This window comes from Roseisolibacter agri, assembly GCF_030159095.1.
In the GTDB taxonomy this organism is placed as follows: domain Bacteria; phylum Gemmatimonadota; class Gemmatimonadetes; order Gemmatimonadales; family Gemmatimonadaceae; genus Roseisolibacter; species Roseisolibacter agri.
In genome coordinates, this window is record NZ_BRXS01000004.1 from 633,264 (window position 1) to 645,549 (window position 12,286).

Annotated in this window: 11 protein-coding genes; 7 read left to right on the forward strand and 4 right to left on the reverse strand. The window is 74.1% G+C overall.

Going from position 1 to position 12,286, the window contains the following annotated elements; all coding sequences use genetic code 11:
- Positions 1-30: 30 nt before the first annotated feature.
- Genes rosag_RS14950 through rosag_RS14960 form a run of 3 tightly spaced genes read right to left on the reverse strand, consistent with a single transcriptional unit; the run spans position 31 to position 3,085 of the window.
- Positions 31-954 (reverse strand): diacylglycerol/lipid kinase family protein, encoded by a 924-nt coding sequence (locus rosag_RS14950; RefSeq protein WP_284350946.1) that lies wholly within the window; start codon positions 952-954, stop codon positions 31-33.
- Positions 954-1,541, reverse strand: coding sequence for a hypothetical protein (locus tag rosag_RS14955; protein WP_284350947.1), 588 nt, complete (start codon positions 1,539-1,541; stop codon positions 954-956). Before rosag_RS14955 ends, rosag_RS14950 begins: the two co-directional genes overlap by 1 nt.
- Positions 1,538-3,085, reverse strand: a complete 1,548-nt coding sequence (locus tag rosag_RS14960; RefSeq protein ID WP_284350948.1) for a sensor histidine kinase — start codon at positions 3,083-3,085, stop codon at positions 1,538-1,540. Before rosag_RS14960 ends, rosag_RS14955 begins: the two co-directional genes overlap by 4 nt.
- Before the next feature lie 356 nt (positions 3,086-3,441).
- On the opposite strand from rosag_RS14960, the gene asnS reads away from it, so the two are divergent.
- Positions 3,442-4,743, forward strand: a complete 1,302-nt coding sequence (asnS, locus tag rosag_RS14965) for an asparagine--tRNA ligase (RefSeq protein ID WP_284350949.1) — start codon at positions 3,442-3,444, stop codon at positions 4,741-4,743.
- A gap of 163 nt (positions 4,744-4,906) precedes the next feature.
- Here asnS and mazG read toward each other — a convergent pair whose 3' ends face one another.
- Positions 4,907-5,746: a nucleoside triphosphate pyrophosphohydrolase gene (gene mazG / locus rosag_RS14970; protein ID WP_284350950.1), complete on the reverse strand. Its 840-nt coding sequence runs from the start codon at positions 5,744-5,746 to the stop codon at positions 4,907-4,909.
- 74 nt (positions 5,747-5,820) lie between these two features.
- Here mazG and alr point away from each other — a divergent pair, with 74 nt between their 5' ends.
- The 6 genes from alr to rosag_RS15000 are packed head-to-tail and all read left to right on the forward strand — an operon-like array spanning position 5,821 to position 12,278.
- Positions 5,821-6,969, forward strand: coding sequence for an alanine racemase (gene alr / locus rosag_RS14975; protein ID WP_284350951.1), 1,149 nt, complete (start codon positions 5,821-5,823; stop codon positions 6,967-6,969).
- Positions 6,966-8,159: a phosphopentomutase gene (locus tag rosag_RS14980; protein ID WP_284350952.1), complete on the forward strand. Its 1,194-nt coding sequence runs from the start codon at positions 6,966-6,968 to the stop codon at positions 8,157-8,159. The genes alr and rosag_RS14980 overlap by 4 nt, the downstream gene beginning before the upstream one ends.
- Positions 8,156-8,578 carry a cytidine deaminase gene (gene cdd / locus rosag_RS14985; RefSeq protein WP_284350953.1) on the forward strand — a complete coding sequence of 141 codons (423 nt, stop codon included), beginning with the start codon at positions 8,156-8,158 and terminating at the stop codon, positions 8,576-8,578. The genes rosag_RS14980 and cdd overlap by 4 nt, the downstream gene beginning before the upstream one ends.
- A gap of 49 nt (positions 8,579-8,627) precedes the next feature.
- Positions 8,628-9,920, forward strand: a complete 1,293-nt coding sequence (locus tag rosag_RS14990) for a hypothetical protein (RefSeq protein ID WP_284350954.1) — start codon at positions 8,628-8,630, stop codon at positions 9,918-9,920.
- Complete coding sequence (locus tag rosag_RS14995) at positions 9,920-11,095, forward strand: hypothetical protein (protein ID WP_284350955.1); 1,176 nt, start codon at positions 9,920-9,922, stop codon at positions 11,093-11,095. Before rosag_RS14990 ends, rosag_RS14995 begins: the two co-directional genes overlap by 1 nt.
- A gap of 16 nt (positions 11,096-11,111) precedes the next feature.
- The gene (locus rosag_RS15000; RefSeq protein WP_284350956.1) at positions 11,112-12,278 is read left to right on the forward strand and encodes an ATP-binding response regulator; all 1,167 of its coding nucleotides are present in this window, start codon (positions 11,112-11,114) and stop codon (positions 12,276-12,278) included.
- Positions 12,279-12,286: the final 8 nt, after the last annotated feature.

Below are 12,286 nucleotides of genomic sequence, written 5' to 3' on the forward strand. Positions count from 1 at the left end.
CTCCGCCGTATCGTCCTCCGCTTTCCGCGTTCACACGATGACACGGAGCGCACGCTGTCGTGCGCGCAGCGTGAACAGCCGCCCGCTCGCCAAGCACTCGCCATCACCGAGCAGCGCGTCCTCGTCGCCGAGCGCGAGGTGCGCTTCCGTCGCGGGAATCACGCGCAGCACGCCGTCCGGGATCGGGAGGCCGAGCGAGAGGCGCGTGAAGGCGTCGAGCAGGCGCGGGCGCGACGTCGCGGGGACGAGGAGCAGCTCGAACACGCCGTCGTCGTCCGCCCCGACGTGCGGCAGCGAGAGCCCGCCGCCCAGGTAGCGCTGCGTGGCGACGAACGCGCCGTGGATGCGCAGCGTCTCGTCGTGGCGGACGCCCTGCGGCGTGAGCCAGCTGGCCTGCAGCGTGCGCGTGTCGCCGCCGTGCCGCAGCAGCGCCGCGCTCGCCGTCAGCTTGTAGATCGCGCTCCCCGCGGCCGATGCCGCCGCGCGCACGGTGCCGCCGCGCGCCTTGAGCGCGTTGACCATGAACGCGCTGTGCGCGACGATCCCGAGCCCGCCCACCGTGCAGAACACCGCGCCGCCCGCCTCGACGACGTCGATGGCGCGCGCGTCACCCGTCGTCGCCCGCGCGGCCGCCGCGACCACGTTCCGCGGCAGGCCGAGCGCGCGCGCGAGGTCGTTGGCCGTGCCCGCGGGCAGCAGCGCGAGCGGCACGCCGGTGCCGACGAGGCCCTGCGCGACCGCGCGCGCGGTTCCATCGCCCCCGGCCGCCACGACGAGCGATGCCCCGTCGCGTGCCGCACTCGCCGCCGCGCAGGTGACGCCGGCCGCGTCGTCGGGCGTGACGACGGTGACGTCGTAGCGCGCGCCGAGCGTGCGGAGCACGTCGGGGTGGAGGGCGTCGGCGGCGCGGCGCGCGCGCGGGTTGCGTACGACGACTGCCGGCGGCAGGGCCACTACGGGCGGCGGCGCGGCGCGAGGCGGCGGCGCACGCGATCCAGCTCGGCGCGCGTCTGCTCCAGCTCCGCGCGCAGCTTCACGACCTCATCGTCGCGCGGCTTCAGGCTGTCGCGCGGCACCAGCACCGCCGCCGAGATCCGCTCGGCCGCGATGGCGACGCGCAGCGAGTCGTTCTGCAGCAGCAGGCGACGGATGACGCCCGACGCCGCGTGGTGCGGCTGCAGCTCGCCACCCGCCTCGTAGGCGTCGAGGTCGGAGACCGCCGCGCGTGGCGCGCTCGCGCGGCTCGTCGGGTCGGCGCGCAGCAGCGCGCGCTGGAACAGCGCCTCGGTGGCGGCGGGGGTGCCCGGGAAGCGCGTGCGGAACTCCGTCAGCAGGCTGTCCGCCTGCGCGGGCTCGCCGCGGCGCTGCAGCTCGGCCGCGGCCTCGCGCGTCGTGCTCCACGTACGCGCGGCGATCGCCGGGAACGGCTCGACCACCGCGGGCACGGCGGCGGGAGCGGGCGGCCGGCAGGCCTGCGCCGCCAGCACGAGTGCCGCGATGCGGATCCGCCGGCCGCCGCCGGCGCGCGCGGCGGCGATCACGCGCGCCCCGCGCCCACGGGCAGTGCGCGTCCTCCCGACGGTCCGCCGTCGCGGATGGCGACGGCGGGCTCGATCGCGGGCGTCGGCTGGCCCGACACCAGCGGCAGCACGAGCCAGAACACCGTGCCGACGCCGCGCGTGCTCTCGACGCCGATGCTGCCGCCGTGCGCCTCGACGATCTCGCGCGCGATCGCGAGTCCGAGCCCGCTCCCCTTGTGCGCCGAGGCGCTCTGGTTGTCGGCCTGGAAGAACTTGTCGAAGATGTGCGGGAGCTGCTCGGCCGGGATGCCGGCGCCCGAGTCGCGCACGGTGATGCGCACCACGTCGCCGCCCGCGGCCGGCGCGGCGGTCAGCTCGACGCGGCCGCCGGCGTCCGTGAACTTGAAGGCGTTCGACAGCAGGTTGGCGAGCACCTCGTTCATCCGGTCGCGGTCCCACGTCACGACCTCGGGCAGGTCGCGCGCGGCGCTGACCGTGAACGTGACGCGGCCCTGCATCGCGAGCACGTCGAACGTCTGCTCCAGCTCCGTGAGGAAGCCGCGCAGCGACATCGGCCGCGGCTCCAGCCGCGCGGCGCCCGCCTGGAAGCGGCTCACGTCCAGCAGGTGCTGCACGAGGCGCGACAGCGTCTGCGCCTGGTTCTCCACCGTGGCGAGCACCTCGAGCTGCTTGTCGGTCACGGGGCCGTAGAGGCGGTCCTCGAGCAGCGTGAGGTAGCCGAGGATCACGTTGATGGGCGTCTTGAGCTCGTGCGACGCGACCGACACGAACTCCGCCTTCAGCTTGTCGAGCTCCGCGAGCTGCGACGCCATCGACTGGAAGCTGGCCGCCAGCCGTCCGAACTCGTCCTCCCGCGACGGCGCGATGCGCAGCTCGTGCTCGAAGTCGCCATTGGCGACGGCGCTCATGCCCAGCTCCAGGTCGCGCACCGGACGGCTGATGGTCCGCGTGATCCAGATCGCCACGATGAGGGCGCCCGCCAGCGCGGCGGCCAGCAGCGTCGCGGCGAGCTGCAACGCCTCGCGCGACTGCCCGCTCGTCCGCACCACGCGCTCCTGCGCGCGCACGGCGAGCGAGTTCTCCGCCTCCGCCGCCGATCGCTCCACGGCCTCGATGGCGGGGAGGATGTGCTGCGTGGAGACGCGGTCGGCGAGCGCGGGATTGCTGTCGGACGCCGCCGCCCACTCGATCTGCCCGTAGGTCTGGATGGTGTGGCCCGAGTGCCGCAGCCGCGCCGCGAGCGTGTGCAGGCCGTACGGCCGCACCGAGTCGGCGAGCGTGGTGAGGCGCTGCGCACTCTCCAGCATCCAGCGCTCGCTCTCGCCGGAGTCCGGGACGAAGAGCACCGCCTTGTCGGCGTCGCGCAGCTCCATCGCCGTCGCGCGCACCTGCCCGATCAGCCGCGAGGCGGCCATCTCCTGGGTCCGCAGGTCGTCGACGGCCAGCGCAGACGTCTGCAGCGCGCGGAGCGCCAGCACGAGCGGCACCCCGAGCAGCAGAGCGATGAGCGAGAAGCCGAGGGCGAGGCGAGAGCGGAGCGTCATGCCGCGGATCGGACGGATGGGTGCGGTGTCACGAAGTTAGCCGAACGCGGATTGGGGCGCGAACGGCCGTGCGTCTCCTCACGTGCCCGTCGCGTGCCCCGGCGTGCACGGCGTCCCGAATAGGACGCAAGCTCGTCGCCGCCCGCCACCGCGCGTGCGGCCGCGCTCGTGACGGCGGTCACGTGCAGGACGCTACGGCGGTGCGAGGGCGCCACAGGGCGCGCCTCGGGCCGCGCGGCGCACGGCGTGACGACGCGCGCCCGACCGATGCCCGCGCACCGTTCCGTTGACGTCGGCCGAAGGGCTCGGTTAGGTTGCCGGGCCACGCGAAAGCGCGCGTAACTGCCGATCCGACAATGACATTCCCGTTCGCTCGCATCTCCGAACTGGGCCGCCACGCCGGCCAGACCGTCACCGTGCGCGGCTGGGTCACGCACCTGCGCTCCTCCGGCAAGGTCGCGTTCGTGGTGATGCGCGACGGCAGCGGCCAGCTGCAGGGCGTGGTGGTGAAGAACGCCGTGGCGCCGGAGACGTGGGAGACCTTCGGCCAGCTGACGCACGAGGCGTCGCTCGCGGTGACGGGCGAGGTGCGCGCCGACGCCCGCGCGCCCGGCGGCTACGAGCTCGGGATCAGCGCGATCACGCTCGTCGGCGCGAGCCCGCTCGACTACCCGATCCAGCCGAAGGAGCACGGCGTCGACTTCCTGCTCGACCGCCGCCACTTCTGGCTGCGCTCCCCGCGCCAGGTCGCGATCCTGCGCATCCGCCACGAGGTGGAGCAGGCGATCCACGACTTCTTCTACGAGCGCGACTTCGTGCGCGCCGACACGCCGATCCTGACGGCGGCCATCGGCGAGCGCGCGGGCCTCTTCTCGACCGAGTACTTCGACGAGGGGACGGCGTACCTCGCGCAGACGGGCCAGCTCTACGGCGAGGCGCTCGCGGCGTCGCTCGGCCGCATCTACACGTTCGGCCCGACCTTCCGCGCCGAGAAGTCGAAGACGCGCCGCCATCTCACCGAGTTCTGGATGATCGAGCCGGAGATGGCGTGGTACGACCAGACGGACAACATGGACCTGCAGGAGGAGTTCGTCCGCTTCCTCGTGCAGCGCGTGCTGGAGCGCCGGCAGGACGAGCTCAAGGTGCTGGAGCGCGACACGTCCAAGCTGGCGTGCGTGATGGAGCCGTTCGTGCGCCTGGACTACGGCGACGCGGTGAAGCTCTGCCAGTCGAAGGGGAGCGACATCCAGTGGGGCGAGGACCTCGGCGCGCCGGACGAGGCGCTGATCGTCGCGGAGTACGAGCGCCCCGTGTTCGTGATGAACTACCCGAAGGAGGCGAAGGCCTTCTACATGAAGGAGAACCCGGCCGATCCGCGCACGGTGCTCTGCGCCGACCTGCTGGCGCCGGAGGGCCGCGGGGAGATCATCGGTGGGTCGCAGCGCGAGGACGACCACGACAAGCTGCTGCACCGCCTGCGCGAGGAAGGGCTGCCGGAGGAGGCGTACGACTGGTACCTCGACCTGCGCCGCTACGGCACCTTCGTGCACTCGGGCTTCGGGCTCGGGCTGGAGCGGACCGTCGCGTGGATCGCCGGCGTGGAGCACATTCGCGAGGTCATTCCGTTTCCGCGGCTGATGGACCGGCTTCGCCCGTAAACGGCGGAGGACGGAGAAGCGGAGGACGGAACGGCGGAAGACGGTAAGGCGTGAGACGATGAGGCGGACCCTTTGGCTCGAAGCTTCGAGCCTGAAAGGTCCGCCTTTCCGTCTCACGCGTCATCGTCTTCCGCCGTTCCGTCCTTCGCCGTTCCGTCCTCCGCTACTTCTTTCCCTTTACTTCGTCCCAGAGCCGGTCCAGCGTCTCGAGTCCGGCGGAGTTCACATCGATCCCGCGCTCCGCCGCCAACCGCTCGATCGCACCGAAGCGCGCGGCGAACTTCGCGTTCGCCTTGTCGAGCGCGAGCGAGGCATGCACGCCCGCCTTGCGGCACAGGTTCACGACGGAGAACAGCAGGTCGCCCAGCTCCGCCTCCAGCGCGGCGTGGCGGTGGTCCGAGACGAGCAGGCCGTGCGCGAGCTCCGGCGGCGGCGCGTGCGCGAGCTCGTGGCGCACCTCGCGCAGCTCCTCCTCGACCTTCTCCAGCGGTCCCTGCACGTCCGGCCAGTCGAAGCCGACGCCGGCCGCCCGGTCCTGCAGCCGGTGCGCGCGGTGCAGCGCCGGCAGCGCCTCGGGCAGCCCCTCGTCGATCGCGCGCCGCTTCTTCGCCTTCAGCGCCTCCCAGCCCGGACGCTCGGTCGGCGCCGCCTCGCCCGGCGGCGGATAGAGGTGCGGATGCCGCGCGCGCATCTTCGTCACGAGCGCGTGCGCCACGTCGTGCAGCCCGAACGCGCCGCGCTCCTCGGCCACCACGGAGTGGAAGAGCACCTGCAGCAGCAGGTCGCCCAGCTCGTCGCGCAGCGTGGCGTCGGCCTTCGGCGTGCCGTCGCGCACCGCGTGCTGGATCGCCTCGTCGACCTCGTACGCCTCCTCGATCAGGTAGGGGCGCAGCGACTCGTGCGTCTGCGCGCGGTCCCAGTCGCAGCGGGCCCGCAGGTCGCGCATGAGCGCGAGCGTATCTTCAAGCGTGACGGGCGCTTGCCCCGTGTGGTCGTCTTGCATCGCTCCCGCGCCGTCCCTTAGGTTTCGCGGCTCTCCGACCTCCACCGCCGCGCGCCGCGCGCGCCGTTCCCGGCATGCCCGCAGAATCTAACCCCGCCGTCCTCGCGCCGACCGGCGTCGTGCGCCCCGACGCGGGGGCGGACGCGGACCTCTGCGCGGACCGCCAGCGCGCGTGGGTCGACGTCGACCTCGCCGCGCTGGTGCGCAACGCACGACGCGTGCAGGCGCACGCGCGCGTGCCGCTGCTGCCGATGGTGAAGGCCGACGCGTACGGGCTCGGCGCGATCCCGGTGGCGCGCGCGCTGCGGGCGCTGTCGCCGTGGGCGTTCGGCGTCGCGGCGGTGCACGAGGGTGAGGCGTTGCGCGATGCCGGCATCACCGATCGCATCGTCGTCTTCACGCCGCTGCTGGCGAGCGAGCTGCCGCGCGCGCACGCGGCCGGGCTCACGCCGTCGCTGCATCGCGGCGATGACGTGCGCGCGTGGGCCGCGATCGGCGGCGACGCCTGGCACCTGTCGATCGACACGGGCATGAGCCGGGCGGGCGTGCGCTGGGACGCCGTCGACGCGCTGCACGACGCCATCCGCGCGCATCCGCCCGAGGGCGCGTACACGCACTTCCATTCCGCCGACACGGACGACGCGTCGCGTGCGGAGCAGGAGGCGCGCTTCGACGCCGCGGTGCGTGCCCTCCCCGCGCGACCGCAGGTGGTGCACGCCGAGAACAGCCCGGGCGCGGAGCGCGCGCAGGGCGGCTCGCGATGGGACGTCGTGCGGCCGGGGGTGTTCCTCTACGGCGTGTCGGCCGGCGCGGTCCTGGAGGCCGAGCCGGTGGCGCACCTGCGCGCGCGCGTCGTGGACGTGCGCGACCTGCGCGACGGCGAGACGGTGAGCTACGGCGCGACGTGGACGGCGCGCGGGCCGGCACGGATCGCGACGGTGGCGGCGGGGTACGCGGACGGCTATCGGCGGGCGCTGTCCAACCGCGGGGTGGCGCTGCTGCACGGGCGCGAGGTCCCGGTGGCGGGGCGCGTCACGATGGACATGACGATGCTCGACGTCACCGGCGTGCCCTGCGCCGTGGGCGACGTGGCTACGCTGATCGGCCGGGACGGCGACGCGCTGCTGACCGTGAGCGACGTCGCGGACCGCGCCGAGATGTCGCCGTACGAGCTGCTGACCGGGCTGCGCCAGCGCGTCCCGCACCTCCACCACGACGCATGACCCAGGGCCAGGCAGGTTCCACGACGCGGCGCGCGGTGATCCTCGTCCTCGACGGGGTGGGCTGCGGCGAGGCGCCCGACGCGGCGGACTACGGCGACGTCGGCAGCGACACGCTGGGCCACGTCTGCGCGGCGATGGGCGGGCTGCCGCTCCCCAACCTCGAGCGCCTGGGCCTCGGCCTCGTGGCGCCGCTGGCCGGAATCGCCGCCGTCGCGGAGCCGGCCGGCGCCTGGGGCCGGATGCTCCCGCGGTCGGCTGGGAAGGACAGCACCACCGGCCACTGGGAGATCGCGGGCGTGCAGCTGGAGCGGCCGTTCCCGACCTACCCGGCCGGCTTCCCGCCGGAGCTGGTGGCGGAGTTCGCCGCGGCGACCGGGCGCGGGGTGATCGGCAACGTCGTCGGCAGTGGGACCGCCATCCTCGACGACCACGGCGCGGAGCACGTCCGGACCGGGGACTGGATCCTCTACACGTCCGCGGACTCGGTCTTCCAGATCGCGGCCCACGAGGAGGTCGTCCCGCTGGAGGAGCTGTACGCGGCCTGCGAGACCGCCCGCGCGCTCCTGGTGGCCCCGCACGACGTGTCCCGCGTGATCGCCCGGCCCTTCGTGGGAACCATCGGCGCCTGGCAGCGGACAAAGAACAGGCGGGACTACTCCATCGCCCCGCCGGCCGAGACGCTGCTGGACGCCCTCGAGGCGGCCGGGGTGCCGCGGGCCGGGGTGGGGAAGGTGGACGACCTGTTCGCCGGCCGGGGGCTGTCCAGCCGTCACGTGGCCGCCAACGCGGAGGGCATCCAGGCCATCGACGCGTGGCTCCGGACGGGCTCGGGTGGGTTGCTCTTCGCCAACCTGGTAGATTTCGACACCCAGTACGGGCACCGGAACGACGTGCCCGGCTTCGCGGGAGCGCTGCGCGAGTTCGACGCGGCGCTCCCGATGCTCCAGTCGCACCTGCGCGAGGACGATCTGCTGTTCATCACCGCCGACCACGGCAACGACCCGACGACCCCCACCACCGACCACGCGCGCGAGCGGGTGCCGCTGCTGGTGGCGGGCGCGCGCGTCCGTCCCGGCTTCGTCGGCGAGCGCGCGACGTTCGCGGACCTGGGCGCCACGGTGGCCGAGTGGCTCGGCGTCGCGTTCCGCGGCAGCGGCACCTCGTTCCTCGCGACCGTCGTGGGCTCGTGACGGCGCCGGCGCTCGCGCACCCGCGGCTGGCCGAGCTGACCGCGCGCGCCCGAGAGGCGATGACGCGCGCGTACGCCCCGTACTCGCGCTTCCGCGTGGGCGCCGCGCTGCTGACGCGCGACGGCGCCGTGATCGCGGGGTGCAACGTCGAGAACGCGGCCTACCCGTCCGGCATCTGCGCGGAGCGTGGCGCGGTGGTCGCCGCGGTGGAGCAGGGGCGTCGCGACTTCGAGCTGCTCGTCATCGCGACCGAGGCGGAGGAGCCCGCGCCCCCGTGCGGCATGTGCCGCCAGGTGCTCGTCGAGTTCGCGCCGTCGCTGCCGATCGTGAGCGTCGTGGCCGACGGCCGCGCGCAGGCGTGGACGATGGCCGAGCTGCTCCCGCGCCCGTTCCTCCCCGACTCGCTCGCCGGCGGCTGACGCCGTGCTCGCCCGTTCCGGTCCTTCCGCCCGTCCCTCGCTCTCTCTCGTGACGTCCGTCATCCTCCAGGCGCCCCGCCGCCTCGCCGCGCTGCTCGCGCTCGTCGCCGTCGTGGCGGCGGCCTGCAGCGAGCGCCTCGACGGGGGCGCCGCCTGCCCGTCGCTCTGTCCGATCGCCAACACCGCGGTCCTCGACACGGTGCTCGACGCCGTGGCGCTCGACAGCACGGTGGCGGGCTTCCCGAACACCGGCGAGACCACGTCGCTGCTGCTCGCGCTGCGCCCCGGGCCGGACTCGGTGGACGTGCGCGCGGTGATCCGCTTCGACACGATCCCGAACCGGTACTTCCCGCCCTCGGGCGGCGACTCGGTGACGATCACGACCGCCGACAGCACGACGCTCAGCCTGCGCATCGACACGGCGGGCACGCGCTTCACGCAGCCGGTGACCATCGAGGCGTTCGAGGTCGACTCGGCCACGCCCGCGGACACCTCGGCGGCGCTGCTGACGGCGCTGATGCGGCCGGCCCGCCGGCTGGGCGGCCTGACGCTGCAGCCCGGGACGATCCCCGACTCGGTCCGCGTGCGGATCTCCGACAGCGCGTTCGTCAACCGCACGCGGACCACGCGGCGGCTGCGTATCGGCCTGCGCCTCGTCAGCACCGCCGCCGCGCAGGTGCGCTTCCAGAGCGCGGCGGGCGGCCTGAACACGCTCGGCGCGCGGCTGACCTTCGACCCGGTGCGCGACACGACGTACCAGCCGGTCGTCGTCCTCCCGTCGTCGGTGACGCCGGCGGTGCCGGGCGTCGCGGCGAGCTTCCAGGACTTCTCGTTCGTCGCGCGCTCCGCACGCGCCGCGATCGGCACCGATCTGGTGGTGGGCGGCGTGCCCGCGCAGCGCGTGTTCGTGCGCTTCAACGTCCCGCGCTTCCTCTCCGACTCGACGACGATCGTGCGTGCGACGCTGGAGCTGGTGCAGCGGCCCGCGCGCGGCATCGCGGCCACCGACTCGGTCACGCTGACGCCGCAGGGCGTCGTCGCGACGGACACGGTGCGCGACGTGCGCCGCGCGGCCGGCCTGGTCGCCAGCTCGGCGGTGCTCGCGCTCGACTCGCTGCGCCTGGCGCCGAGCGACAGCGGACGCAAGTCGGTGTCGCTGGTCGCGCTCGTGCGCGCCTGGCGCGCGCTGCCGGCCGGCACGCAGCGCGCGCTCGTGCTGCGCTCGTCGCAGGAAGGCGTGCAGGTCGGTGAGGTGCGCTTCTTCTCGACCGAGGCTGCGAGCGGGCTGCGTCCACGCCTGCGCCTGAGCTACATCCCCCGCACCGACTTCGGGATCCCCTGATGCCCACGCCTTCCTTCCGCCGCGGCGTCGTCCGCGCGGCCGTCATCCTCGCCGGCACGGCGATGCCCGCCGCTCTCACGGCGCAGGGCAGCCTGGGCGCGCAGGGGTTCGGCTACCCGACGGGCCAGCTCAGCACCCGCGCGCTCGGCACGGGCGGCGGCATCGGCGAGTTCGATCAGACGTCGCCGCTCAATCCCGCGGCGATCTCGTACTTCCGCCGCGCGTCGCTGACCGCGCAGTACGATCCCGAGTTCCGCCGCGTGAGCGCGGCGGGCGGCAGCCAGAACGCGACGATCGCACGCTTCCCGGTGATCTCCGTCGGCCTGCCGGTGCGCGACCGCCTCGCGGTGGGGATCAGCGCGTCGACGTACCTCGATCGCACGTTCACGACGACGTACCAGACGACGACGCGCATCGGCGACGAGACCGTGACCGCGACCGAGTCCGTGGAGTCGCGCGGGTCGGTGGCCGACCTCCGGCTCGGCCTGGGCTACATCGCCGCGCGCTGGCTGCGCGTGGGCGTCGCGGGCCACGTGCTGACGGGTGAGAACCGGCTCGTGTCGGGCCGCCTGTTCGCGGACACGAGCCGCTTCGGCTCCGTCTCCGATTCGTCCACGCTCACGTACAGCGGCGCCGCGGTGTCGGGCGGCATCGAGCTGACGCCGGTGCGCGGGCTCTCGATCGCGGGCTCGGCGCGCCGCGGGCTCGACATGCACGTCGAGCGCGGCGACAGCACGCTCCGCACGGGCAAGGCGCCGGACCGCCTGGGCGTCGCCGTCCGCTTCGACCGCATCACCGGCGCGAGCTTCTCCGCCGGCTACGCGCGGACGACGTGGACGCGCATGCGTGAGCTCGGGAGCGCGGCGCTCGAGGTGCGCGACGCGCCCGAGTTCATGGCCGGCGTCGAGGCCGTGGGCCCGCGCCTGGGCGACGTGCCGCTGCTGCTGCGCCTGGGCGGTCGCGAGCGCACGCTGCCGTTCGGCCTCGGCGGCGCGGAGGTGAAGGAGCGCGCCTTCGCGGGCGGGCTCGGGCTGCCGTTCGCCGGCGGGCGCGCGCTGGGCGACCTCGCGCTGCAGCACGCGTCGCGCACGCTGAACGGCACGGTCGCGCCGTCGGTGGGCGCCGCGAGCGAGCGCGCCTGGACCGTCAGCATCGGCTTCACCGTGCGGCCCTGACCGTCCACCGTCGCGCATGACCGCTCCCACCGCGGACGAGCCCCTCATCCTGGTCGCTGACGACGTCGCCGCGAACGTCGAGCTGCTGGCCGATCAGCTGCAGATCCTCGGCTTCCGGACCGTCGCGGCGTCCGACGGCCCGAGCGCGCTCGCGGCGTGCTTCGACCACCGCCCGGACCTCTGCCTGCTCGACGTGTCGATGCCGGCGGGCGATCTGGGCGTGCCCGACCGGCAGACGGGCTTCGAGGTGTGCCGGCGCATCAAGCGCGATCCGCGCACGGCGCGCATCCCGGTCATCTTCGTCACGGCGCTGAACGACACCGCCGACCGCGTGAAGGCGATCGAGGCCGGCGGCGACGACTTCCTCACCAAGCCGCACAACCGGCTGGTGCTCGGCGCGCGCGTGCGCAGCCTGCTCAAGCTCAAGGGCGCGACCGACGCGCTCGAGGACTCGCTGCGCAAGCTGCGCGAGCTGGAGAAGGTCCGCGACGATCTGATGAACATGATCGTGCACGACCTGAAGTCGCCGCTGACCTCCGTGCTCGCGACGCTGGAGATGGTGATCGACGGCGACTTCGGCGGCGTGACCGAGCAGCAGAAGGGCGCGCTCACCGACGCGCAGGACAAGTCGCAGGAGCTGCTGGCGCTGATCGACGACCTGCTGCAGATCGCGCGCATCGAGCAGAACGCGATCACGCTCAAGCCGCAGCCGGTGGCGCCGGGCGAGTTCCTCGCCGAGCTGCTGCACGACTGGCACATGCGGCTCGAGGCGGCGGGCGCGCGCGCGTCGGTGGAGGTGGCGCCCGACGCGCCGGGCTTCGTCGCCGACCGCGCGCTGCTGCGCCGCGTCTTCAGCAACCTGCTGCAGAACGCGCTGGTGCACGGCTCGGGCGCGGTGACGCTGCGGCTGACCGCGCGGCGCGATCCCGACGGCGTGCTGATGACGGTCGCCGACGACGGCCCGGGCATCCCGCCCGAGTACCACGAGCTGATCTTCCGCAAGTTCGAGACGGTGAAGCTGCAGACCGCGCCGCGCGTCCGCGGCTCGGGGCTCGGGCTCGCGTTCTGCAAGCTCGCGGTCGACGCGCACGGCGGCCGCATCTGGGTGCAGAGCGTCGAGGGGCAGGGCAGCCAGTTCCACATCCTCCTGCCGCTGGAGCCGGTGCCGCCGTCGCGCGGCTGACCGCGGAG